General features: G+C 40.2%; 17 protein-coding genes, 20 tRNA genes, 3 rRNA genes, 1 pseudogene and 3 riboswitches. Of the genes and pseudogenes, 38 read left to right on the forward strand and 3 right to left on the reverse strand.

Annotation, left to right across the window (positions count from 1 at the left end):
* Positions 1–31 precede the first annotated feature (31 nt).
* Positions 32–448 (forward strand): annotated as a pseudogene (locus tag LCF45_RS03625) (AAA family ATPase); the annotation flags it as partial.
* A gap of 49 nt (positions 449–497) precedes the next feature.
* On the opposite strand, the gene LCF45_RS03630 reads toward LCF45_RS03625, so the two are convergent.
* Entirely contained in the window at positions 498–3542 is a 3045-nt protein-coding gene (locus tag LCF45_RS03630; protein ID WP_078203681.1) for an efflux RND transporter permease subunit, read from the reverse strand.
* A gap of 672 nt (positions 3543–4214) precedes the next feature.
* Here LCF45_RS03630 and LCF45_RS03635 point away from each other — a divergent pair.
* The 25 genes from LCF45_RS03635 (at position 4215) to LCF45_RS03755 (ending at position 13011) form a co-directional block, all read left to right on the forward strand.
* Positions 4215–5766 (forward strand): 16S ribosomal RNA (locus LCF45_RS03635).
* A 146-nt stretch (positions 5767–5912) separates the two neighbouring features.
* Positions 5913–8836 (forward strand): 23S ribosomal RNA (locus LCF45_RS03640).
* Between the two features lie 100 nt (positions 8837–8936).
* A 5S ribosomal RNA gene (rrf, locus tag LCF45_RS03645) occupies positions 8937–9052 on the forward strand.
* Together the 16S, 23S and 5S rRNA genes with 20 tRNA genes alongside form the textbook arrangement of a ribosomal RNA operon.
* 5 nt (positions 9053–9057) lie before the next feature.
* Positions 9058–9133: transfer RNA gene (locus tag LCF45_RS03650), tRNA-Val, on the forward strand.
* Positions 9134–9141: 8 nt separating this feature from the next.
* Positions 9142–9225 (forward strand) — tRNA-Tyr (locus LCF45_RS03655).
* A 12-nt stretch (positions 9226–9237) separates the two neighbouring features.
* Positions 9238–9312 (forward strand) — tRNA-Gln (locus LCF45_RS03660).
* Positions 9313–9316: 4 nt separating this feature from the next.
* Positions 9317–9392 (forward strand) — tRNA-Lys (locus tag LCF45_RS03665).
* A 16-nt stretch (positions 9393–9408) separates the two neighbouring features.
* Positions 9409–9489 (forward strand) — tRNA-Leu (locus tag LCF45_RS03670).
* 29 nt (positions 9490–9518) lie between these two features.
* Positions 9519–9593: transfer RNA gene (locus tag LCF45_RS03675), tRNA-Gly, on the forward strand.
* A gap of 16 nt (positions 9594–9609) precedes the next feature.
* A tRNA-Leu gene (locus tag LCF45_RS03680) sits at positions 9610–9698 on the forward strand.
* Positions 9699–9701: 3 nt separating this feature from the next.
* Positions 9702–9775 (forward strand) — tRNA-Arg (locus tag LCF45_RS03685).
* 10 nt (positions 9776–9785) lie between these two features.
* Positions 9786–9859 (forward strand) — tRNA-Pro (locus tag LCF45_RS03690).
* 15 nt (positions 9860–9874) lie between these two features.
* Positions 9875–9947: transfer RNA gene (locus LCF45_RS03695), tRNA-Ala, on the forward strand.
* Between the two features lie 18 nt (positions 9948–9965).
* Positions 9966–10058 (forward strand) — tRNA-Ser (locus LCF45_RS03700).
* Positions 10059–10119: 61 nt separating this feature from the next.
* A tRNA-Ser gene (locus LCF45_RS03705) sits at positions 10120–10212 on the forward strand.
* Between the two features lie 24 nt (positions 10213–10236).
* Positions 10237–10313 (forward strand) — tRNA-Met (locus LCF45_RS03710).
* A gap of 2 nt (positions 10314–10315) precedes the next feature.
* Positions 10316–10391 (forward strand) — tRNA-Asp (locus tag LCF45_RS03715).
* Positions 10392–10400: 9 nt separating this feature from the next.
* Positions 10401–10476, forward strand: a tRNA-Phe gene (locus LCF45_RS03720).
* A gap of 19 nt (positions 10477–10495) precedes the next feature.
* Positions 10496–10568 (forward strand) — tRNA-Thr (locus tag LCF45_RS03725).
* Between the two features lie 6 nt (positions 10569–10574).
* A tRNA-Trp gene (locus LCF45_RS03730) sits at positions 10575–10645 on the forward strand.
* Positions 10646–10653: 8 nt separating this feature from the next.
* Positions 10654–10730 (forward strand) — tRNA-Ile (locus LCF45_RS03735).
* A gap of 7 nt (positions 10731–10737) precedes the next feature.
* Positions 10738–10812 (forward strand) — tRNA-Asn (locus tag LCF45_RS03740).
* Position 10813: 1 nt separating this feature from the next.
* Positions 10814–10885: transfer RNA gene (locus LCF45_RS03745), tRNA-Glu, on the forward strand.
* A gap of 131 nt (positions 10886–11016) precedes the next feature.
* The gene (locus LCF45_RS03750) at positions 11017–11436 is read left to right on the forward strand and encodes a CBS domain-containing protein (RefSeq protein ID WP_002125317.1); all 420 of its coding nucleotides are present in this window, start codon (positions 11017–11019) and stop codon (positions 11434–11436) included.
* Between the two features lie 423 nt (positions 11437–11859).
* Positions 11860–13011: a DUF3965 domain-containing protein gene (locus LCF45_RS03755; protein WP_002125318.1), complete on the forward strand. Its 1152-nt coding sequence runs from the start codon at positions 11860–11862 to the stop codon at positions 13009–13011.
* Between the two features lie 241 nt (positions 13012–13252).
* Here LCF45_RS03755 and LCF45_RS03760 read toward each other — a convergent pair whose 3' ends face one another.
* Positions 13253–13585: a hypothetical protein gene (locus LCF45_RS03760; RefSeq protein ID WP_002010638.1), complete on the reverse strand. Its 333-nt coding sequence runs from the start codon at positions 13583–13585 to the stop codon at positions 13253–13255.
* Between the two features lie 5 nt (positions 13586–13590).
* Entirely contained in the window at positions 13591–14745 is a 1155-nt protein-coding gene (locus tag LCF45_RS03765; protein WP_002125323.1) for an SH3 domain-containing protein, read from the reverse strand.
* A 259-nt stretch (positions 14746–15004) separates the two neighbouring features.
* A riboswitch (TPP riboswitch) is annotated at positions 15005–15117 on the forward strand.
* Between the two features lie 60 nt (positions 15118–15177).
* Positions 15178–15281, forward strand: a riboswitch (TPP riboswitch).
* 89 nt (positions 15282–15370) lie between these two features.
* On the opposite strand from LCF45_RS03765, the gene tenA reads away from it, so the two are divergent.
* The 12 genes from tenA to LCF45_RS03825 all read left to right on the forward strand — a co-directional run bounded on the left by tenA (position 15371) and on the right by LCF45_RS03825 (position 24059).
* Positions 15371–16066, forward strand: a complete 696-nt coding sequence (tenA, locus tag LCF45_RS03770; protein WP_002125324.1) for a thiaminase II — start codon at positions 15371–15373, stop codon at positions 16064–16066.
* Positions 16035–16784: an ABC transporter ATP-binding protein gene (locus LCF45_RS03775; protein WP_078203437.1), complete on the forward strand. Its 750-nt coding sequence runs from the start codon at positions 16035–16037 to the stop codon at positions 16782–16784. The genes tenA and LCF45_RS03775 overlap by 32 nt, the downstream gene beginning before the upstream one ends.
* Complete coding sequence (locus LCF45_RS03780) at positions 16784–17536, forward strand: ABC transporter permease (protein WP_033708231.1); 753 nt, start codon at positions 16784–16786, stop codon at positions 17534–17536. Before LCF45_RS03775 ends, LCF45_RS03780 begins: the two co-directional genes overlap by 1 nt.
* The gene (locus LCF45_RS03785) at positions 17533–18534 is read left to right on the forward strand and encodes an ABC transporter substrate-binding protein (RefSeq protein WP_002125329.1); all 1002 of its coding nucleotides are present in this window, start codon (positions 17533–17535) and stop codon (positions 18532–18534) included. Before LCF45_RS03780 ends, LCF45_RS03785 begins: the two co-directional genes overlap by 4 nt.
* 10 nt (positions 18535–18544) lie before the next feature.
* Positions 18545–19165, forward strand: a complete 621-nt coding sequence (tenI, locus tag LCF45_RS03790) for a thiazole tautomerase TenI (protein ID WP_016101785.1) — start codon at positions 18545–18547, stop codon at positions 19163–19165.
* Positions 19158–20267 (forward strand): glycine oxidase ThiO, encoded by a 1110-nt coding sequence (gene thiO, locus LCF45_RS03795; protein ID WP_002186756.1) that lies wholly within the window; start codon positions 19158–19160, stop codon positions 20265–20267. Before tenI ends, thiO begins: the two co-directional genes overlap by 8 nt.
* Positions 20268–20282: 15 nt before the next feature.
* Complete coding sequence (gene thiS / locus LCF45_RS03800) at positions 20283–20486, forward strand: sulfur carrier protein ThiS (protein WP_001049509.1); 204 nt, start codon at positions 20283–20285, stop codon at positions 20484–20486.
* Between the two features lie 2 nt (positions 20487–20488).
* Positions 20489–21259 carry a thiazole synthase gene (thiG, locus tag LCF45_RS03805; RefSeq protein WP_002186754.1) on the forward strand — a complete coding sequence of 257 codons (771 nt, stop codon included), beginning with the start codon at positions 20489–20491 and terminating at the stop codon, positions 21257–21259.
* Entirely contained in the window at positions 21252–22271 is a 1020-nt protein-coding gene (locus tag LCF45_RS03810; protein WP_002125334.1) for a thiazole biosynthesis adenylyltransferase ThiF, read from the forward strand. The genes thiG and LCF45_RS03810 overlap by 8 nt, the downstream gene beginning before the upstream one ends.
* A 15-nt stretch (positions 22272–22286) precedes the next feature.
* A complete protein-coding gene (gene thiD, locus LCF45_RS03815; protein WP_002125335.1) occupies positions 22287–23099 on the forward strand; it encodes a bifunctional hydroxymethylpyrimidine kinase/phosphomethylpyrimidine kinase in 813 nt (270 codons plus the stop codon).
* A gap of 85 nt (positions 23100–23184) precedes the next feature.
* A riboswitch (cyclic di-AMP (ydaO/yuaA leader) is annotated at positions 23185–23332 on the forward strand.
* Between the two features lie 93 nt (positions 23333–23425).
* Positions 23426–23812, forward strand: coding sequence for a hypothetical protein (locus tag LCF45_RS03820; protein ID WP_002010661.1), 387 nt, complete (start codon positions 23426–23428; stop codon positions 23810–23812).
* A gap of 16 nt (positions 23813–23828) precedes the next feature.
* The gene (locus LCF45_RS03825; protein ID WP_016101779.1) at positions 23829–24059 is read left to right on the forward strand and encodes a hypothetical protein; all 231 of its coding nucleotides are present in this window, start codon (positions 23829–23831) and stop codon (positions 24057–24059) included.
* The last annotated feature ends 7 nt before the right edge of the window (positions 24060–24066 follow it).

A 24066-nucleotide genomic window follows, 5' to 3' on the forward strand; every position in this document is an offset into this window, starting at 1 on the left:
TCTGTTTATAAACAGGGAGTTTTTTTACGGACATTTATTAAAATCATTAACGGTAAGAGGGAGTGAATCGACAGTTGTTGGGGGAGTCTCCTATGATATTGAGTGGAAACTGATAGTTTTTTTGTTGGAACAAGAGCGCAGTGTGATATTAGATAGTCCATGTCTCTATGAAGGGATGGTTAAAAAAGGAATAGATTTATGTCAGAAACATGGTGCTACATATAAATATATTGAATGTTATCTTAATAATATAGAAGAAATTAATCGTAGGTTACAAACGCGTGAACGTAAGATAAGTCAAATTACAAAAGTAGAATCAGAGGTAGCATTTAAAAAATGTCTGGCTGGCAGTAAAAGGCCTTTACATGGTGAATATCTTATTGTGGATTCTGGAGAGCCGCTAGAGAAGTATGGTAAAAAAGTGATGGATTATATTATGGATAGATAGAGGGATAAAAAAGGCGTTATCTTCATAATTGAAGATAACGCCTTTTGGTTTAAATATCAGGTGTTTCTATAGAAGTGCTTATTTTTCTGCGGGAGCGTCTTTTTCTCCCGATTTTATCTAATAGTTCATACATAACGGGAACGACTACTAATGTAAGAACGGTTGAGACTGCCAAACCACCGATTACAACGACGGCCAGACTTTTCGATACCATACTTCCTGCTTGAGATTGCCCGAAGAGGAGTGGTAGCATAGCGACGATTGTTGTTATAGCTGTCATAATAATTGGGCGTAATCTAGTAGATCCTGCTTCTAGTAAGGCTTCTCTTGTTTCCATACCGTTTTCCCGATTTTGTTGCACTCTTTCTATTAATACAATAGCATTTGTAACGACAATCCCGATTAACATTAATGCGCCGATTAATGAATTTACGTCAACAGGTGTTCTTGAAATGATTAATCCTAAAATACCGCCGACAGCAGCTAATGGTAAAGAGAATAAAATCGCGAAAGGAGCACGTGCTTGCCCGAATGTGATAACCATAATTAAATATACAATCCCGATTGCGATCCCCATAATTTTGAATAAATCTGTGAAGTTCTCTTGCATAGATTCAGTAGCGCCTGCGACATTTACTTTTGCTCCGTTAGGTAAATCTAAGTCGGCTATCGCCTTGTTTACTTCTGCGCTTACTTTGCTTAAATCTTCACTTGAAGCTTCTGCGGTAATTTGAATCGTTTCTTTCCCATCTTTATGGAAGATTTCCGTTTGAAGTTGTTTTTCTGAAATAGTTGCAATGTCTTTTAAAGGAATTGGTCCGTTAATAGGTGATAGTATGTTTGTGTTTAAAATATCTTCTTGTTTGTTAATGGATGCCTTTTTATGTTCTATCATAATAGTTGTTTTTTCATTATTGATTGAGATTTCCCCAATAGGAGATTTCTTCATAAGGAATGATACTTGTTGTGCTGCTACTTCTGGTGTTAAACCTAGTTGCTCAGCCTTTGTTTGATCGATATGAATTTGCCATTCTTTTTTAGATTCTTCTATATTTGTTTTTACTTTGGAAAGAGAATCCATGCTTTTTAGTTTTGTTTCGACGATGTTAGCGGCCTTTTGTAAATTTGTTTCGTTAGTAGCTGTTACATTAAATTGTAAGTTGTTTCCGCCTCCGGATTCAGAGTAACTCGTTTTTATATAATCAAGTTCAGCTGGTTCGAAAGCTGTATGATCCTTTTTTAATTCTTTAATATATTGATCGATGTCAGAACCTTTTTTAAAGACTACAAATATAGTTGCAAGGTTGTTTTGAGTTGTCTGTCCCCATTGTGCATCTTCTGCGCTAGATCCCATTCGCAAAATAACATCTGTTACATCAGAATTAGAGAGTAGTTTCTTTTCGAAATCAAAGGCTTTTTGTTTTTTAGCTTCAGAATCATAACCAGCTGGAAATGTCATGTTAACGGAAAGCATTGTATCATCCTCAGACTTTATGTTCGCTTTCGGAAGTAGTATGTAGGCTGCGATTGATCCTGCAAATAATAAAAAAGAAGTGAGTAGAATGATAAACTTATGAGAAAGAGCCCACTTTAATGTAGCGACATATCGCGGTGAAGAATGTGAATTGCGACGTTTTGTTTTTTTGAGCAGTAAAAAAGCCATAAGTGGAACGACTGTTAATGCCACAATTAAGGAAGAAAGTATAGAATATACAACTGCTAACACCATAGGTAACATTAGTTTTCCGATTACTCCCGATACGAGACCGATAGGTAAAAAAACGGCGACTGTTGTTAAAGTAGAAGAGGTAATTGCGACGGCGACCTCTTTTGTTGCATCGAGAATAATATCTTTAGAGAAAGATTCTTTTTGTAAACGACGGAAAATATTCTCGATGACAACGATACTATCATCGACGAGACGTCCAACTGCAACGGCTAAGCCACCTAGAGTTAAAATGTTAAGTGTGATGTTAGATTGGTGGAGTAAAAATAGTGTTAATAAAATAGATAATGGAATACTAACGACAGCGATGAGCGTTGTTCGAAAGCTGCGTAAAAAGATTAAGATAATGAGAGTTGCAGCAATTGCCCCAAGGATTACTTCTTTTCCCATACTAGTAACAGCATTTTCAACTTGCTCATGAGTTGAAGCTAAAAGTTTAATAGAGAATTGATCTTTATATTGCTTGCTTATATCTTTAATCTTTTTATCAATCTCTTTTCCGATTGCAACCGCATTTTTACTCGGCTCTTTCATGATGATTAATCCTGTTCCTTCTTCCCCGTTTATGTGCGAGATTGTATCGTAATGTTGTTTTAATTCAATTTGAGCGACATCTTGTAACTTTACTTGAGGTGTAACGGTAATATTTTTAATGTCATTTACATTTTTTATATCTCCGATGACACGAAGATTGTATTCTTCCTTATTAACGGTAATTGCTCCGGCTGGGGTGGACGTTTCTTTTCCTTGTAAAACTGTTAATACTTGCTGTGATGTTACGTTTTTATCTTTTAGTTGGTTAGGATCAAGTACGATGGATAATTCGGAAGTTGATTTTCCGAAAAACATAACATTGGCAACACCATCAATGCTTTCGAGTTGTGGTACGATTTCTTTCTCAATTTGTTTTTCGTCAGCTTTTGAAAATCCGTTTTGCTTCTGGATGGTAATTTGAGCGAGTGGAATCATAGAAGTGTTTAATTGACTAACAACAGGTTTAGTTACATCTTTAGGTAATTTAATCGTATTAATTGTTTTTTCGACTTCGCGTGCCGCATCTTTCATATTTGCCTTGGATGTATATGCAATGTCGATGCGTGATAATCCCTCATGTGTGGAAGAAGTGATGCCATCGATATGTTCTAAATTACGAAATTGTTTTTCAAGGGGATCAGTTACGTCCTTGGTCATCGTTTCAGCATCGAGCCCTTGAGATAATGTCGTAACAGTTATTGCAGGGTTATCGATGCTTGGTAAAAATTCCATAGGTAATTTAGAGCCGGAATAAACACCGAGTATGGAAATGAGAAAAACCATGATAATAATAGCGGCTCGGTTTTTTAATGAAAATTTTGTTAACCTATCCATAAAATAATTCCTCCATTAGTTTATTTATAGTTTTGTGGGCACTTTCTTACTATATAACAAAAATTGGATATCTTTCATTAATTAAATGTAAAAAAATTCTAACAATAATCTTAATTTAATATTTCGAGGGGAAGTTTGTTATTTGTGGAAGCAAAATTCCTGATTGGAGAGAAAAATCAGGAATTAAAGTTTTGCTCTAGTATAGTGGCCACGTTTTTTGTTACTCTACATTTAAATGATTATTTGTCCTTCTTAAGCAGAACTATGGTAATTATAAAATTAAAAAAGAAGAAGACTAAAGGTTAGGAAGTTATTGTGAAATACTGCCTGGTTGATGATAGTGTATAGTAACTTGTATACAATCAAAATGAATGTTTTTAGTAGAAAGGATAAGGGTTCTTTCTATAGAAGAAAGTAGGATAGATAACTTTTTGTATTTTTTTTATAAAAAATACTTGTTATTTAAAAACCATGATGGTATATTAATAAACGTCGCTGATGCGGAAACGCAGAAAACGACAAAAAAGAAATTCAAAACATAGTTGACATCGAAAAATGAAGATGTTAATATGATGAAGTCGCTTTTGAAGCGGCAGACAAGTTCTTTGAAAACTGAACGAAACAAACAACGTGAACGTCAATTTTTATTTTTAGATGCTAGACAAACTAACTTTATTGGAGAGTTTGATCCTGGCTCAGGATGAACGCTGGCGGCGTGCCTAATACATGCAAGTCGAGCGAATGGATTAAGAGCTTGCTCTTATGAAGTTAGCGGCGGACGGGTGAGTAACACGTGGGTAACCTACCCATAAGACTGGGATAACTCCGGGAAACCGGGGCTAATACCGGATAATATTTTGAACTGCATAGTTCGAAATTGAAAGGCGGCTTCGGCTGTCACTTATGGATGGACCCGCGTCGCATTAGCTAGTTGGTGAGGTAACGGCTCACCAAGGCGACGATGCGTAGCCGACCTGAGAGGGTGATCGGCCACACTGGGACTGAGACACGGCCCAGACTCCTACGGGAGGCAGCAGTAGGGAATCTTCCGCAATGGACGAAAGTCTGACGGAGCAACGCCGCGTGAGTGATGAAGGCTTTCGGGTCGTAAAACTCTGTTGTTAGGGAAGAACAAGTGCTAGTTGAATAAGCTGGCACCTTGACGGTACCTAACCAGAAAGCCACGGCTAACTACGTGCCAGCAGCCGCGGTAATACGTAGGTGGCAAGCGTTATCCGGAATTATTGGGCGTAAAGCGCGCGCAGGTGGTTTCTTAAGTCTGATGTGAAAGCCCACGGCTCAACCGTGGAGGGTCATTGGAAACTGGGAGACTTGAGTGCAGAAGAGGAAAGTGGAATTCCATGTGTAGCGGTGAAATGCGTAGAGATATGGAGGAACACCAGTGGCGAAGGCGACTTTCTGGTCTGTAACTGACACTGAGGCGCGAAAGCGTGGGGAGCAAACAGGATTAGATACCCTGGTAGTCCACGCCGTAAACGATGAGTGCTAAGTGTTAGAGGGTTTCCGCCCTTTAGTGCTGAAGTTAACGCATTAAGCACTCCGCCTGGGGAGTACGGCCGCAAGGCTGAAACTCAAAGGAATTGACGGGGGCCCGCACAAGCGGTGGAGCATGTGGTTTAATTCGAAGCAACGCGAAGAACCTTACCAGGTCTTGACATCCTCTGAAAACTCTAGAGATAGAGCTTCTCCTTCGGGAGCAGAGTGACAGGTGGTGCATGGTTGTCGTCAGCTCGTGTCGTGAGATGTTGGGTTAAGTCCCGCAACGAGCGCAACCCTTGATCTTAGTTGCCATCATTAAGTTGGGCACTCTAAGGTGACTGCCGGTGACAAACCGGAGGAAGGTGGGGATGACGTCAAATCATCATGCCCCTTATGACCTGGGCTACACACGTGCTACAATGGACGGTACAAAGAGCTGCAAGACCGCGAGGTGGAGCTAATCTCATAAAACCGTTCTCAGTTCGGATTGTAGGCTGCAACTCGCCTACATGAAGCTGGAATCGCTAGTAATCGCGGATCAGCATGCCGCGGTGAATACGTTCCCGGGCCTTGTACACACCGCCCGTCACACCACGAGAGTTTGTAACACCCGAAGTCGGTGGGGTAACCTTTATGGAGCCAGCCGCCTAAGGTGGGACAGATGATTGGGGTGAAGTCGTAACAAGGTAGCCGTATCGGAAGGTGCGGCTGGATCACCTCCTTTCTATGGAGAATTGATGAACGCAGTTCATCAATAAACGTTGACTTGTTTTGTTTCGTTCAGTTTTGAGAGAACTATCTCTCAAGTTTAAATGTATGTTCTTTGAAAACTAGATAACAGTGTAGCTCATATTTTTTTAATTTTAGTTTGGTTAAGTTAGAAAGGGCGCACGGTGGATGCCTTGACACTAGGAGTCGATGAAGGACGGGACTAACGCCGATATGCTTCGGGGAGCTGTAAGTAAGCTTTGATCCGAAGATTTCCGAATGGGGAAACCCACTATACTAGTAATGGTATGGTATCCTTACCTGAATACATAGGGTATGGAAGACAGACCCAGGGAACTGAAACATCTAAGTACCTGGAGGAAGAGAAAGCAAATGCGATTTCCTGAGTAGCGGCGAGCGAAACGGAATCTAGCCCAAACCAAGAGGCTTGCCTCTTGGGGTTGTAGGACATTCTATACGGAGTTACAAAGGAACGAGGTAGACGAAGCGACCTGGAAAGGTCCGTCACAGAGGGTAACAACCCCGTAGTCGAAACTTCGTTCTCTCTTGAATGTATCCTGAGTACGGCGGAACACGTGAAATTCCGTCGGAATCTGGGAGGACCATCTCCCAAGGCTAAATACTCCCTAGTGATCGATAGTGAACCAGTACCGTGAGGGAAAGGTGAAAAGCACCCCGGAAGGGGAGTGAAAGAGATCCTGAAACCGTGTGCCTACAAATAGTCAGAGCCCGTTAATGGGTGATGGCGTGCCTTTTGTAGAATGAACCGGCGAGTTACGATCCCGTGCGAGGTTAAGCTGAAGAGGCGGAGCCGCAGCGAAAGCGAGTCTGAATAGGGCGTTTAGTACGTGGTCGTAGACCCGAAACCAGGTGATCTACCCATGTCCAGGGTGAAGTTCAGGTAACACTGAATGGAGGCCCGAACCCACGCACGTTGAAAAGTGCGGGGATGAGGTGTGGGTAGCGGAGAAATTCCAATCGAACCTGGAGATAGCTGGTTCTCCCCGAAATAGCTTTAGGGCTAGCCTTAAGTGTAAGAGTCTTGGAGGTAGAGCACTGATTGAACTAGGGGTCCTCATCGGATTACCGAATTCAGTCAAACTCCGAATGCCAATGACTTATCCTTAGGAGTCAGACTGCGAGTGATAAGATCCGTAGTCAAGAGGGAAACAGCCCAGATCGCCAGCTAAGGTCCCAAAGTGTGTATTAAGTGGAAAAGGATGTGGAGTTGCTTAGACAACTAGGATGTTGGCTCAGAAGCAGCCACCATTTAAAGAGTGCGTAATAGCTCACTAGTCGAGTGACTCTGCGCCGAAAATGTACCGGGGCTAAATACACCACCGAAGCTGCGAATTGATACCAATGGTATCAGTGGTAGGGGAGCGTTCTAAGTGCAGTGAAGTCAGACCGGAAGGACTGGTGGAGCGCTTAGAAGTGAGAATGCCGGTATGAGTAGCGAAAGACGGGTGAGAATCCCGTCCACCGAATGCCTAAGGTTTCCTGAGGAAGGCTCGTCCGCTCAGGGTTAGTCAGGACCTAAGCCGAGGCCGACAGGCGTAGGCGATGGACAACAGGTTGATATTCCTGTACCACCTCTTTATCGTTTGAGCAATGGAGGGACGCAGAAGGATAGAAGAAGCGTGCGATTGGTTGTGCACGTCCAAGCAGTTAGGCTGATAAGTAGGCAAATCCGCTTATCGTGAAGGCTGAGCTGTGATGGGGAAGCTCCTTATGGAGCGAAGTCTTTGATTCCCCGCTGCCAAGAAAAGCTTCTAGCGAGATAAAAGGTGCCTGTACCGCAAACCGACACAGGTAGGCGAGGAGAGAATCCTAAGGTGTGCGAGAGAACTCTGGTTAAGGAACTCGGCAAAATGACCCCGTAACTTCGGGAGAAGGGGTGCTTTCTTAACGGAAAGCCGCAGTGAATAGGCCCAAGCGACTGTTTAGCAAAAACACAGGTCTCTGCGAAGCCGTAAGGCGAAGTATAGGGGCTGACACCTGCCCGGTGCTGGAAGGTTAAGGAGAGGGGTTAGCGTAAGCGAAGCTCTGAACTGAAGCCCCAGTAAACGGCGGCCGTAACTATAACGGTCCTAAGGTAGCGAAATTCCTTGTCGGGTAAGTTCCGACCCGCACGAAAGGTGTAACGATTTGGGCACTGTCTCAACCAGAGACTCGGTGAAATTATAGTACCTGTGAAGATGCAGGTTACCCGCGACAGGACGGAAAGACCCCGTGGAGCTTTACTGTAGCCTGATATTGAATTTTGGTACAGTTTGTACAGGATAGGCGGGAGCCATTGAAACCGGAGCGCTAGCTTCGGTGGAGGCGCTGGTGGGATACCGCCCTGACTGTATTGAAATTCTAACCTACGGGTCTCATCGACCCGGGAGACAGTGTCAGGTGGGCAGTTTGACTGGGGCGGTCGCCTCCTAAAGTGTAACGGAGGCGCCCAAAGGTTCCCTCAGAATGGTTGGAAATCATTCGTAGAGTGCAAAGGCATAAGGGAGCTTGACTGCGAGACCTACAAGTCGAGCAGGGACGAAAGTCGGGCTTAGTGATCCGGTGGTTCCGCATGGAAGGGCCATCGCTCAACGGATAAAAGCTACCCCGGGGATAACAGGCTTATCTCCCCCAAGAGTCCACATCGACGGGGAGGTTTGGCACCTCGATGTCGGCTCATCGCATCCTGGGGCTGTAGTCGGTCCCAAGGGTTGGGCTGTTCGCCCATTAAAGCGGTACGCGAGCTGGGTTCAGAACGTCGTGAGACAGTTCGGTCCCTATCCGTCGTGGGCGCAGGAAATTTGAGAGGAGCTGTCCTTAGTACGAGAGGACCGGGATGGACGCACCGCTGGTGTACCAGTTGTTCTGCCAAGGGCATAGCTGGGTAGCTATGTGCGGAAGGGATAAGTGCTGAAAGCATCTAAGCATGAAGCCCCCCTCAAGATGAGATTTCCCATAGCGTAAGCTAGTAAGATCCCTGAAAGATGATCAGGTTGATAGGTTCGAGGTGGAAGCATGGTGACATGTGGAGCTGACGAATACTAATAGATCGAGGACTTAACCATATAATATGAAGCAACGTTATCTAGTTTTGAGAGAATATAAAAAACTTATTGACTTTCTAAGTGAATCAAGTATAATAATGTTTGTCTCAATCGAATATAGTCTGGTAATGATGGCAGAGAGGTCACACCCGTTCCCATACCGAACACGGAAGTTAAGCTCTCTAGCGCCAATGGTAGTTGGGACCTTGTCCCTGCGAGAGTAGGACGTTGCCAGGCAAAATGGAGGATTAGCTCAGCTGGGAGAGCACCTGCCTTACAAGCAGGGGGTCGGCGGTTCGATCCCGTCATCCTCCACCATATATGTCGGAGGGGTAGCGAAGTGGCTAAACGCGGCGGACTGTAAATCCGCTCCTTCGGGTTCGGCAGTTCGAATCTGCCCCCCTCCACCATTTCTTAATTATTGGGCTATAGCCAAGCGGTAAGGCAACGGACTTTGACTCCGTCATGCGCTGGTTCGAATCCAGCTAGCCCAGCCATTAAGAGCCATTAGCTCAGTTGGTAGAGCATCTGACTTTTAATCAGAGGGTCGAAGGTTCGAATCCTTCATGGCTCACCATTTTCTTAAAAAATATGCGGGTGTGGCGGAATTGGCAGACGCACTAGACTTAGGATCTAGCGCCTTTGGCGTGGGGGTTCGACTCCCTTCACCCGCACTTTTAATAAAATAACTCAAACATGTCTTGCGGAAGTAGTTCAGTGGTAGAATACAACCTTGCCAAGGTTGGGGTCGCGGGTTCGAATCCCGTCTTCCGCTCCAATTTTCAGTATGACATGCCGGGGTGGCGGAACAGGCAGACGCACAGGACTTAAAATCCTGCGGTGGGTGACCACCGTGCGGGTTCGACCCCCGCCCTCGGCACCATATGCGCCCGTAGCTCAATTGGATAGAGCGTTTGACTACGGATCAAGAGGTTAGGGGTTCGACTCCTCTCGGGCGCGCTTTTATTAACGGGAAGTGGCTCAGCTTGGTAGAGCACCTGGTTTGGGACCAGGGGGTCGCAGGTTCAAATCCTGTCTTCCCGATTTTCCCAAAAACATGGGGCCTTAGCTCAGCTGGGAGAGCGCCTGCCTTGCACGCAGGAGGTCAGCGGTTCGATCCCGCTAGGCTCCACTTTATTTTTTATATGTCGGAGGTATACCCAAGTTCGGCTGAAGGGATCGGTCTTGAAAACCGACAGGCGGCGAGAGTCGCGCGGGGGTTCGAATCCCTCTACCTCCTCCATTTTTTTAAAAAGTGGTTTAGTTACATATAAAAATGAATAAGATATTAATTTTTCCTTCATGGAGGTATACCCAAGTTCGGCTGAAGGGATCGGTCTTGAAAACCGACAGGCGGCGAGAGTCGCGCGGGGGTTCGAATCCCTCTACCTCCTCCATTTATTTTTAAAACATAATATCGTCGCGGGGTGGAGCAGTACGGTAGCTCGTCGGGCTCATAATCCGAAGGTCGCAGGTTCAAATCCTGTCCCCGCAACCAATGGTCCCGTGGTGTAGTGGTTAACATGCCTGCCTGTCACGCAGGAGATCGCCGGTTCGACCCCGGTCGGGACCGCCATTTTATGTTGGCTCGGTAGCTCAGTCGGTAGAGCAGAGGACTGAAAATCCTCGTGTCGGCGGTTCGATTCCGTCCCGAGCCACCATTTTTTTGTTTTTTTTTATGCCGGCTTAGCTCAATTGGTAGAGCAACTGACTTGTAATCAGTAGGTTGGGGGTTCAAGTCCTCTAGCCGGCATCATTTAGGGGCATAGTTTAAAGGTAGAACTGAGGTCTCCAAAACCTCCAGTGTGGGTTCAATTCCTACTGCCCCTGTAAAGTATGGGCCTATAGCTCAGCTGGTTAGAGCGCACGCCTGATAAGCGTGAGGTCGATGGTTCGAGTCCATTTAGGCCCACCATATATATTCCGCAGTAGCTCAGTGGTAGAGCTATCGGCTGTTAACCGATCGGTCGTAGGTTCGAGTCCTACCTGCGGAGCCATGGCCCGTTGGTCAAGTGGTTAAGACACCGCCCTTTCACGGCGGTAACACGGGTTCGAATCCCGTACGGGTCATAAAAAAAGAGTCAGCATATTGCTGACTCTTTTTTATTATGTATAAGCCTCTTTTTATCACCTTATTTTTCTGAAATAAATAAAGGGATTTAGGAAAAGCTATGGTATGTATTAAAAGGAGGAGATGAAAAATGACGCAAGTTAGAGAACTTATGAGTACTCATATCGTACATTGTACACCATTAGACAATGTATATGAGGCGGCTGTAAAAATGAAGGAAGAATCGGTTGGATTGATTCCTGTTATTGAAAATAAACAAGTTGTTGGGCTTGTTACTGATCGAGACTTAGTTGTTCGTGGGATTGCTGAAAAACATCCTGGATCTAATCAAATTACAAATGTAATGACAACAAACATTGTTTCAGTTTCTCCAGATGATTCTATTGAAAAAGCTACAGAATTAATGGCACAATATCAAATTAGACGGTTACCGGTTGTTGAGAGCGGTCAACTTGTTGGGATGCTAGCACTAGGTGATTTAGCTATAAGAAAATCAGCAGATGATCAAGCAGGGTTTGCTTTAAGTGAAATCTCAGAGCATACGGAATAAACTATTTATAAAGATCAGATACATTATTCTAGTATATACGGATTAAACTAATATGTTAGCGTGATGTATCTGAGACATTATATAATAAGTATAGCGTCAATATTTTTGACAGTTTTTTTTAATTTGTCATTCCTGATTTTTAATAAGAGAAAAAATGATATACTGAGAGATATAAGTATTATGATAGATTTTGAATATAACAATATTCATCGTTAATGATGTAATAATGAATTAATATTTCCTACATAGATAAAGTGAAACTTTAATTATTGGGGGGTGTCCATCCCAAAATAATTATTAGTTGAACCAATCGGGCTTTTATGGGCAGTTTTATCTCCTACCTAACTTCCTCGCATTCGCAGAATTTTGAGGTGGGAGTCTTACTGCCCGCAAATAGCGGGATAAAAAGGGAAGGGGAATTATATGAGGGCTGTACAGGGCGATCCAAATTGGAATTTGGTTACAGATACATATATAGAACCAAATGATTTCGCTGAGTTATTTTCTTTGCTTGTACCTTGTCATCCAAAAGGTGAAGGGAAAGAGCGAACTATATTAGTATGGAAAGAAAAAGAATTTTATAAAGAAGAAAATTTAGCGCCATTTATCGTATATGGCATGAATAAAGTAAAGAATTTACCGCAGTTTCATAAAGATGAAATTCCAACTCTAGTACGTATTCTTCGTTTATGTCAAGAGATTGGTTGGTATGAAGAGGCAAATGCTTTTATGATAACCCAAGGGCTAGATGAATTTGTCCGAACTTCATTGGAGTATGAAACATGGGATCTTTTGACGAAAGCAGTTGCTTTAAACTATTTAATTATTAAATATCGTATTGGTGAATTAACAGCTGAGGATGTAGAAATTTGGGATCGAGTTAAATTTAATGAGAAATGTATAACAGATTGCAAACATCTATTATCTCATAAAGAAGTATTGGAATTTACATTCTTTTATATGTGTAAGCGAGCTAAGCTACTGTCAAAAGAGCAATTAAATAGTGATATGATGAGTCTGGCAATGTATTGTAATACTTTTGTGTATGATTTATATACACATGACTTATTACGGAAGTATCGTAAGTGTACAGACTTCCTATCATATTATGGACCTAGTCAAGCGGTTTTAGCTTGTCAAAGAGCTGTACTTTCACAAATTTCCGATCGATTAGACCCTTTAAAGACAACTCATGTAGATGATTATTTATATGTGATGAAAGAAATGATGGAGCATATGACGATAGGGGTAATGGATCGGTATGGTCATTTTATTGGAAAGCTACTATCATATGTACCATTTTTCGAAATGATCCAAGTTCCACAGCATGCATATTACTGTGAAGAATTACTGTATATTTGTAAGGGAATTGAATACAAAGAAGAAATACTACGCAATTATATATTTATACAATTACATGATTGTTTACCATCATTCTTTAAACTATTTCTTAAAAATAAGCGTTATGCAACGATTCATGATATTCTTTTCTATTGGTGCGACGATGAACAAAGAATGAGCTTAGAGAAAAAATATAATCTTAGTTTCATTTATGAAAAATATGCTTGTGGATAAACCATATTTTTCATATTAAAAATTAATATAAATTAAAAAGGATCTCAAGTTTATGTGAGATCCTTTTTTTGTTAGTAAAGCAAGGAGAAAGTACCTAAGATAAGAAATAACATTCCATAAAGGAGAAATTGTGCAGTATAACTTCCTTGTATACCAAAAAAAGTATTCATTTTTTCATATAAATTCAATATATATTTCATTGGATTATCTTTGAAAGATTGGTACACAGTGTCTCCTCTTTCTAAGCTTCTTGTTCATGTTTTTGGTTATTAGGAACATGAACGTATCTAGCTATGAATAATAAAACACCTATAAAGAATACAGGAAGTACGGTAGATAAATAAAAACCATTACTAATTATATTTGTTATAAGAGCACTTAAAAGAAAAATTACATTATAAATATGGGCAATTTTTTGTTTTAGCCGCATTTGTAATGCTTCCATAATGATTTCTAAAGCAACAAAAGCAATAATAATAGATAAAAATACAGTGTTCGTATTATAAATGATTAAACAACAGATTAAACCTAAAAAGGCCAGGTATTCAATAAAGAGAGGTATATTGCGTGGCATATAATTTACCTAACTAAATATGGCAGTGGGTTTACTGCATTTGTTTTTTCAAAATTCCATTCCCCATTATGTAATTCAAAATGGAGATGTTGCCCGTATGAATGACCTGTGTTTCCCATATGACCTACTAATTGTCCAGTTTGTACTTGATCACCAGCTTGTACAGTGCGATCCTTCATATGAGCATAAACTGTTGTATATAATTTCCCATTTATTTGATGGGCGATGAACACGACATTGCCGTAGCTAGCCGAATAATAAGATTTCACAACCTTACCTGCAGCAGCAGCTTGAATAGAGACATTTCCTTGTGCTGCTATATCTATACCATAATGCATTTGCTCCCAGCGCATATCAAAAGTGGAGCTGATTTTCCCTTGAGTAGGGAATTTGAAAACTGCTGGAATTGATGCAGGTTGAGCTGTTTTAGCTTGTGGTTGATTTTGCACTACATAGTGTTTTGCTACATATCCGTATCCTGTGCCAAAACGAATTTTATACCAAGTACCTACCGTTTCTACTACTTGTACTTGTGTACCATTTTGTAATGAGCCAAGTAGAGTGCCACTTGTGCTAGCATTGCTACGCACATTTAATTTTGGTGTTGCAACAGTATAAGAAGGAGAACCTTGTACTGTTACACCTTTTACTAGAGGTGTGGATCCATTAGATACAAATGTTTTTTGTACGTAACCAATTTGACCGTTATGTAATATTTTGTACCAATCTCCTTGTTCACCTTGAATGGTAATGAATTGACCATTTGGTAATATATCTAGAATAGAAGACTCTGTATTAGGTTCAGAACGAACGTTTAATGCGTTTGCATTTACGATATATTGAGACTTTGGTTGAACATTTTTTTTGAATAGAATTGCATCTTTTTTCATATAGCCTGTTTTGTTGTTAACAGATACTTTATACCAATCTTGAACTGTTTCAAGAATAGTAACCGGGCTATTAAATCGAATGGTATCAACTATTGCACTGTCTGTATGGCTATTTTGATGTAGTGCAACGTTGTCAATTTTTACATATCCAGTTTTTACTGTAGATGGTTGCTTAGCAGCCGCTGTTTGTATATCGGATTCTCCCATAGAAGGAAGTAAAGAAGCAATTGCGATAGTAGTTGCTGTTAAAGCTGTGGCTTTCATATTCATGTAATAAAGACCTCCTCTAGTTGTATAGTTGTAATTTTATTATAGTATAAAGATATAATATATTGGTCGTATTCACATAAATGTAATATGAAATCAATAAAAATAATGTCAGAAGAGAGATTCGTATATAAATATTGTATATATCATTTGTGAGGTCGCATTTATATTTGTTTAACACGTTAAGAATTAATTCTTAATTAAGAAAATTAAAACAGTTGATGATGTCTTATGGCGATGTTATACTGACAGTGATAATTTTATAGTTTGCTAGGAGGGCTGGTGTTGCCAGCTGAGAGTAGGGCCATAAGCCTTTGATCCTTTTTATTACCTGATCTAGATTATGCTAGCGTAGGGAAGCAATTCGGACATTAACAATGAGTCCCCGTTTCTTTGCGTATAGAAACGGGGCTTTTTTATTTGAAAATTTCATATTAACACCACTAGGGGTGCTTTTCGTGCTGAGAGAGGAATAATCCTTAACCCTTACAACACCTGATCTAGATAATACTAGCGAAGGGAAGTGGAACAACGAATAAATTATAATTTTATTTGCTGTAACCACTTCTTATATACAGAAGTGGTTTTTTTATTGAGATAAATAGATATATAGGAAGGGGAATTATTAATGAAATTTTGTGAAAGATTATTTGATACGGTGCAGCCTGTTTGGGAGAAAAGTCATAATCATCCGTTTGTAGTAGGTATGGGGGATGGTACGTTGGAAAAAGACAAATTCCAGTACTATATTATTCAAGATTATTTATATTTGTTAGATTATGCAAAGCTATATGCAATTGGGGTTGTAAAGGCAACGAATCCACAAGTTATGGCAAAATTTGCAGAGCAAATTGATGGGATTTTAAATGGAGAAATGACGATCCATAAACAGTATGCAAATAAACTTGGCATTACTGTAGAGGAGATAGAATCTGCGAAACCATCTGCTAAAAATTTAGCCTATACAAATTACATGATGTCTGTATCTCAAAATGGCACACTTGCAGAATTAATATCAGCTTTACTTCCATGTATGTGGAGCTATTGGGAGATCGGAAAGCGTTTAAATGATATTCCTGGAGCAAGCGATCATGAGTTCTTTGGAGAGTGGATTCAAGGATATTGTTCTGAAGAATACGGTAACCTTTGTATTTGGTTAATAGATTTATTAAATGAAATGGCAGTTGGAAAGTCAGAGAAAGAGCTAGACCGATTAGAGGAGATTTTCTTATATTCCAGCCGATTTGAATATTTATTCTGGGATATGGCTTATCGTAAGGAGATGTGGGGTTTTGAGGAGCAAGAACATACTACAGTTTCATAATGTTTCCTTTCATTATGATGAGAAACCAATCATCAATGAATTAAATGCTTCTATACAAGATAAAGAGTTTGTAAGTATTATCGGGCCGAGTGGATGCGGGAAAAGTACTTTATTTCGCCTTATTTCAGGCTTAGAAGAGGCAAGTACTGGACAGATAGAGCTGACAAAAACAAAGAGTCATCCTGTAGGGTATATGCCCCAAAAAGATATGCTCTTGCCGTGGAGGACGATTATTGAGAATGCTGCCCTGCCGCTAGAGTGCCAAGGTGTGCAGAAGAAAGAAGCGCAAGTAAAAGCGAAAGAACTGTTACATAAATTTGGTTTACAAGGGTACGAGAAAAAATATCCGAAAGATTTATCTGGTGGTATGAGGCAACGCGTATCTTTTATCCGAACTTTATTAACAGGCGGGGAGATATTATTGTTAGATGAACCGTTTAGCGCATTGGACGCTTTAACGAAGGCATCTTTGCAAGAATGGTTGTTTGAACAATGGAAAGAGTGGGAAAAAACAATTTTATTTATCACTCATGATGTTGAAGAAGCATTGTTTCTTTCTAATCGAATTTTGGTTGTAGAAAATCAACCGATAGCAACTTTAACTGAGCGAATTGTGCCGCTTGATCGTAACCGAACAAGAAAAGATTTATATAAGCCTGAAGTGTTAGCGCTTAAAGAAGAGCTCCTTAGTATGTTACAAAGGCAGGTACTCGTATGATGAATCGCTTGAAGGAGTTATTACCTGCCCTAATATTAAGTGGAATTTTACTTGCTCTGTGGGAAGTAGGAGCAAGAATTGTAGATGAGATGTACATTTTGCCATCACCTTCTGCAATTGTAATGAAGATATGGGCGCTGAAAGATATATTATTTACGGTTCATTTACCTGCAACGTTGTACGTCGTTTTAATAGGCGTTGTTATTTCTATCGTACTGGGCGTAGGGCTAGCAATGTTAATGAATGCGAGTACGTGGATGGAAAGAGCATTTTATCCGTTATTAGTTGCTTCACAAACCATCCCGATTACTGCGCTTGCGCCGCTCTTCGTTTTATGGTTTGGATATACCATCTGGAGTAAGGTTGTTGTTACCGTTTTAATTACGTTTTTCCCAATTGCGGTCAATACGTATGATGGACTGCGCAGTACGAAAAAAGAATGGGAGGAGCTATTAGTTACATATGGTGCAACGAAAAAAGATGTTTTTCTAAAGCTAAAGTTGCCATCTGCTCTTCCTTACTTTTTTTCAGCGTTAAAAATTGCGGTACCACTTAGCGTTATTGGGGCAGCGATTGGTGAATGGCTCGGTGCACAAGCTGGGCTTGGATATTTCAGTAAAAGAATGATGACGCAGTTAGACGGAGCTGGTGTATTTGCACCAATTGTATTGTTATCATTATTAGCTATTTTCTTCGTCATACTTATTTCCATATTGGAAAAGAAATTTATTAGTTGGAGGAAACATTCATGAAATTATTAAAACGCATCTTTGTGTTTACATTATTAGTTGCAATGATTGCAGGATGTTCGAGTAACTCGGCATCAGATAAGAATAAATCAGAAAAAGAAATAACAGTAATGCTTGATTGGTACCCGAATGCGGTACATAGCTTTATTTATACGGCAATTGAAAAAGGATACTTTAAAGAAGAAGGAGTGAAGGTGAATATTAAATTCCCTTCTAATCCGACTGATCCATTAACGCTAGCGGCAGCAGGGAAAGTGACAGTTGGTTTGTATTATCAACCAGATGTTGTCATGGCAAAAGCAAATGAACAAATTCCAGTGAAATCAATTGGAGCTGTCGTACGTTCACCGTTAAATCATGTTGTATCACTGAAATCAGCAGGCATTCAATCGCCAAAAGATTTAGAGGGGAAAACAGTTGGATATTCTGGAACACCTTTAAGTGAGATGTATTTAAAAACGATGGTAAAAGAAGCTGGTGGTAATCCAGATACAGTGAAAGTAGTCGATGTTGGCTTTGATTTAGTACCAGCATTAATTACGAAAAAAGTGGATGCGGTAACAGGGGCATACATTAACCATGAAGTACCTGTTATGCGTCATGAAGGTCATGAACCAGCATACTTTAATCCAGCAGATTATGGTGTACCGAACTATCATGAGCTTGTGTTTGTAACGGGTGATAAAACGTTGAAAAAAGATAAAGAAGCATTGCAAGCCTTTTTACGTGGGGCACAAAAAGGGTATGACTTTATGAAGAAAAAACCCGATGAAGCATTAAATATTTTATTAAATCATCAAGAAAAAGAAAACTTCCCGCTTGTACCAGAAGTTGAAAAAGAAAGTATGAAAATTTTATTAGAGAAGATGGAAACGAAAGATGAGCCATTCTTATCGGATTCAAAAGAGTCATGGGAGAAACAAAACAAATGGTTGAAAGACAAAGGAATGACGAAAGAAATCGTTCCAGCCGATGAATTATTTGAAAACATTTTAAAGTAGGCGAATGAATATGAAAAATGAGCTCCATGTAATCTCAAATGGCCATATGCCATTCGAAGAGTTAGTGAATGTAGCGATGCAAATTGAGAGTGAGATCGATTATTTGCATATTCGTGAGCGTGAGAAAAGTACGAAGGAATTGTATGAAGGTGTGGAAAGTCTTTTGGGGAAAGGCTTTCCAGCATCGAAGATAGTGATAAATGATCGAATTGATATTGCTATTCTATTAAATATTCCGCGTGTTCAGCTAGGATATCGAAGCGCAGATGTAAGGTTAGTAAAAGAAAAGTTTTCTTATTTGCATGTCGGTTATTCAGTACATTCGCTAGATGAAGCGATAGTAGCATTTAAAAATGGAGCAGATTCACTCGTTTATGGTCATGTATTTCCGACAGATTGTAAAAAAGGTGTGCCAGCGAGAGGATTAGAAGAAATTGCTCATATGGCAAGTTGTTTATCCATACCAATAACTGCAATTGGTGGGATTACCCCTGAAAATACAGGTGATGTTCTTGCAAATGGTGTAAGTGGCATTGCTGTTATGTCCGGGATTATAAGCAGTAGTAATCCGTATAGCAAGGCGAAATCTTATAAGGAATCAATAAGAAAGTGGGCGGAAAAACATGTGTAAGAAGTATGATGTAGCGATTATTGGCGGAGGTGTAATTGGTAGTTCAGTTGCACACTTTCTAGCAGAAAGAGGGCATAAAGTAGCGATTGTAGAGAAGCAAAGAATCGCATCTGAAGCTTCGAAAGCAGCTGCTGGTTTGCTCGGTGTTCAGGCAGAATGGGATGCATATGATCCGTTGTTTGAGCTTGCTAGAGAAAGCCGTGCTATATTTCCACAACTTGCAGCAGTTTTACGTGAAAAAACAGGCATCGATATTGGGTATGAAGAAAAGGGCATTTATCGCATCGCTCAAAATGAAGATGAGAAGAAAAGAATTCTTCATATTATGGATTGGCAGCAGAAAACAGGTGAAGATTCCCGATTTCTAACGGGGGACCATTTACGGGAAAAAGAGCCGTTTCTTTCCGAGTCAATTATAGGGGCGGTGTATTATCCGAAAGATGGTCAAGTTATTGCACCAGAGCTTACGAAAGCATTCGCACATTCTGCAGCAATTTCCGGAGCTGATATATATGAACAAACAGAAGTGTTTGATATTCGTATTGAAAATAATAAAGTGACTGGAATTGTGACAAGCGAAGGTGTAATCACATGTGAAAAAGTCGTTATCGCCGGAGGATCATGGAGTACGAAATTGCTACATTATTTTCAGAGTGATTGGGGTACATATCCTGTTAAGGGGGAGGTTGTTGCAGTAAGAAGCAGGAAACCTCTGTTGAAAGCTCCTATTTTCCAGGAGAGGTTTTATATTACGCCGAAGCGCGGTGGCCGTTATGTGATTGGGGCAACGATGAAGCCTCATACATTTAATAAATCTGTACAACCAGAAAGTATTACTTCCATATTAGAGCGTGCGTATACAATATTGCCTGCTTTAAAAGAAGCAGAATGGGAAAGTACGTGGGCTGGGTTAAGACCGCAGTCTAATCATGAAGCTCCTTATATGGGAGAGCATGAAGAAATAAAAGGTTTATATGCTTGTACTGGACATTATCGAAACGGCATTTTATTAAGTCCTGTTTCTGGTCAGTATATGGCTGATTTAATAGAAGGAAAGCAGGAGAATCACTTGCTAGATTCATTGCTTTCTAAAACGGTTTAGAAAGGGGATGGAAGTTTGAATTTAAAAATTAATGGTAACCAAATTGAAGTACCAGAGAGTGTGAAAACAGTAGCTGGGCTACTTACACATTTAGAGTTAGATAACAGAATTGTTGTAGTAGAACGTAATAAAGATATTTTACAAAAAGATGATCATAACGATACATCTGTTTTTGATGGGGACCAAATTGAGATTGTAACTTTCGTAGGAGGCGGTTGATTATGTTAAACATTGGACAATTTTCATTTCATTCTAGACTTTTATTAGGAACAGGGAAATTCCCTGATTTTGATGTGCAGCAAAAGGCAATTGATGTTTCTGAGGCTGAGATTTTAACATTCGCAGTACGTCGTATGGATATATTCGATGCGAAGCAGCCTAATTTATTAGAGAAACTTGATGTGAAAAAATATACGTTATTACCGAATACAGCAGGAGCAAAAAATGCTGAAGAAGCTGTTCGTATTGCAAAATTAGCAAAAGCGTCTGGACTTTGTGACATGATAAAAGTAGAAGTTATTGGTGATGATAGAACGTTATTACCTGATCCAGTAGAAACGTTAAAGGCATCTGAAATGTTACTAGAAGAAGGATTTATCGTTCTACCATACACATCTGATGATGTTGTATTAGCTCGTAAATTACAAGAACTTGGTGTACACGCGATTATGCCAGGAGCATCACCGATTGGTTCAGGGCTTGGTATTGTAAATCCATTAAATTTAAGTTTCATTATTGAACAAGCGACAGTACCAGTTATCGTTGACGCTGGTATTGGTAGTCCAGCTGATGCAGCATTTGCAATGGAATTAGGAGCAGATGGTGTGTTATTAAATACTGCAGTATCTGGAGCGAACGATCCTATTAAAATGGCATATGCAATGAAATTAGGTATTGAGGCAGGACGATTAGGGTTTGAAGCAGGTCGTATTGCACGTAAACGTTGTGCAACAGCAAGTAGTCCTTTAGAAGGAATGAGCGTAGTTGAATAATCGATATTCTCGCCAAGAGCTATTTTCTCCAATTGGGGAAGAAGGGCAACAAAAGATAAGGACAAAGCATGTACTTATTATCGGTGCAGGCGCATTAGGTAGTGCAAACGCAGAGATGTTTGTAAGAGCAGGCGTTGGTCAAGTAACAATTGTTGACCGTGATTATGTCGATTGGAGTAATTTGCAAAGACAACAATTGTATGCAGAGAGTGATGTAGAGAATAATCTTCCGAAGGCTGTAGCGGCAAAAAAACGTCTAGAAGAGGTTAATAGTGAAGTAAGAGTAGAAGCTCTCGTTCAGGATGTAACGGCTGAAGAGTTGGAAGAACTCGTTACAAATGTTGATGTAATCATCGATGCGACTGACAATTTCGAAACACGTTTCATTGTGAATGATATATCGCAAAAATATTCTATTCCATGGGTTTATGGGGCATGTGTAGGGAGTTACGGTCTTTCTTATACTATTCTTCCAGGAAAAACGCCATGTTTATCTTGTTTATTACAATCGATTCCGCTTGGGGGAGCGACATGTGATACAGCGGGGATTATATCGCCTGCTGTGTCTCTTGTCGTTTCTCATCAAGTAACGGAAACACTTAAACTGTTAGTAGAAGATTATGACTCGCTTCGAGATGGGCTTGTATCATTTGATGTATGGAAAAATGAATATTCATGTATGAATGTGCGAAAGCTTCGTAAACATAATTGTCTATCGTGTGGTGAACAGGCAGTATATCCATATTTAAATAAGGAAAACACTTCAAAAACAGCAGTGTTATGCGGGAGAAATACAGTTCAAATTAGACCACCTCATAAAGAGGAAATGGATTTTGAACAATATAAAAAATTGCTGAATGATCGCGTGAATGATTTGAATGTAAATCCATATTTATTATCATTTTCGGTTGAAGAAAAGAGATTAGTTGCTTTTAAAGATGGCCGTGTACTTGTACATGGCACGAAAGATATAAGCGAAGCGAAAACAATTTATCATCGCTATTTTGGGTAGAAAAGGATGAGTGGGATGAAAGTGAATAAAGCTTTAACAATTGCAGGGTCTGATAGCGGAGGCGGCGCTGGGATTCAGGCGGATTTAAAAACATTCCAAGAGCTTGGTGTGTATGGAATGACGGCTATTACAGCAATTACTGCTCAAAATACGCTTGGCGTTCAAGGGGTATATCCTGTTTCTTTAGAAGGGATTACGGAGCAGCTGAATTCAATTGGTACGGATTTAACGCCAGATGCTGTGAAACTGGGAATGTTATTTAGTAGTGAAATTATTCAAATTGTGGCAGAGCATATTAAGAAATTTGGCTGGAATAATATTGTGCTAGATCCTGTTATGATTGCTAAAGGCGGTGCGTCATTATTACAACAAGAAGCAGTACAAGCATTAAAAGAATATTTATTGCCAGTAGCAACTGTTGTCACACCGAATGTTCCTGAAGCAGAAGTGTTAACTGGAATGGAGATTCATAATGTAGAAGATAGTAAGGAAGCTGCAAAAGTATTGCATGAATTAGGGGCTAAATATGTGCTTATGAAGGGCGGACATGCAGAATATCAAGGTAATGAAGTAATTGATTTACTCTTTGATGGTGAGCAGTTTATTGAATTTAGAAGTGAACGAATTCCTTCGAAGCAAACGCACGGAAGTGGGTGTACATTTGCTTCAGCGGTTACAGCAGGACTTGCGAAAGGCTACTTGATGGAAGAGGCAGTTCAAGAAGCAAAACGATTTATTAGTATAGCAATTGAAGAGCCATTGAATATTGGAAGTGGTCATGGGCCGACGAATCATTTTGCATATAAATTGAATAAGACGCATGTATAAAGATACGAGAAGCCAGTTTGTTAACTGGCTTTTTTTGTGTTTACTTTTTCCAAATACAGGAGTAATATATCAGCCAGAATACATTTTTTGTAATACGCTGAGTCCAAATGTATGGAGCGGAGGAACCAATTTGTGCGTCGTCACTAGGGGTGAATCTTTCAATGTTGAAAGTAGGGCTACTCTCAAAGTCCGAATCCGACAGCTAACTTCGTAAGCGTCTTGAGAGAGGACGGTGCCATGATGGATACATCACTTCATCGGTCTGATTAGTATAGGAGAATATCAATCTATGTTTGAGTTCTTTTATGCTAAGGAGGATGAGGTACATGGAACTAACACTTATTTGTGTTGGAGAAAAAAACAAGGTAAAGAGTTTAAGAGAGCTAGTAGCATTTCAGCATGAGTTAATTATTTTTACAGCCAATGAAGAGATAGCGGCTGAAGTTAGAGAGTATGGGTTTGAATCAGCTTATAGCTGTAATAAGGAGAAGGATTTTACTAGTATTTGCACACGTATTAAGAAGGTGATTTTACTAGGGGATGAGCTTCCGATAGTTAGTTTCTTCACAGAACACATTCGTTTTTCTTTTCAAGCGCCTATTACTGTTGTTACAAAGAATAAACGCTATCCGGCCAGGCTCTATGAAACAATTGGAGCTAAATTTGTAGTGTTTACGAACTGTGATAATATTTCTTTTTTATTTTTTGAATAAGGTGGGGGAAATGAAGATGAAAGTGTTGTTACTAGGAGATATAGCGAATCGTTGGGCGATATCGGTAGAGAGAGTTCACGAATTGGTAGTGCTCGATCCTCTTTTTCCAGGTCCATATATTATATTACCATCAAAAGATGTTTTGTATTTAGAGGCGGATATTACCGAATATGAGCAGTTACATGCGGAATTATCACAAGTTTATATTCGAGGGAGAAATTTGCGTGCTTTTTTGCGTGGAGAATAAAGGTTGA

Source organism: Bacillus sp. 41-22, from assembly GCF_025809295.1.
Taxonomy (GTDB): Bacteria; Bacillota; Bacilli; order Bacillales; family Bacillaceae_G; genus Bacillus_A; species Bacillus_A mycoides.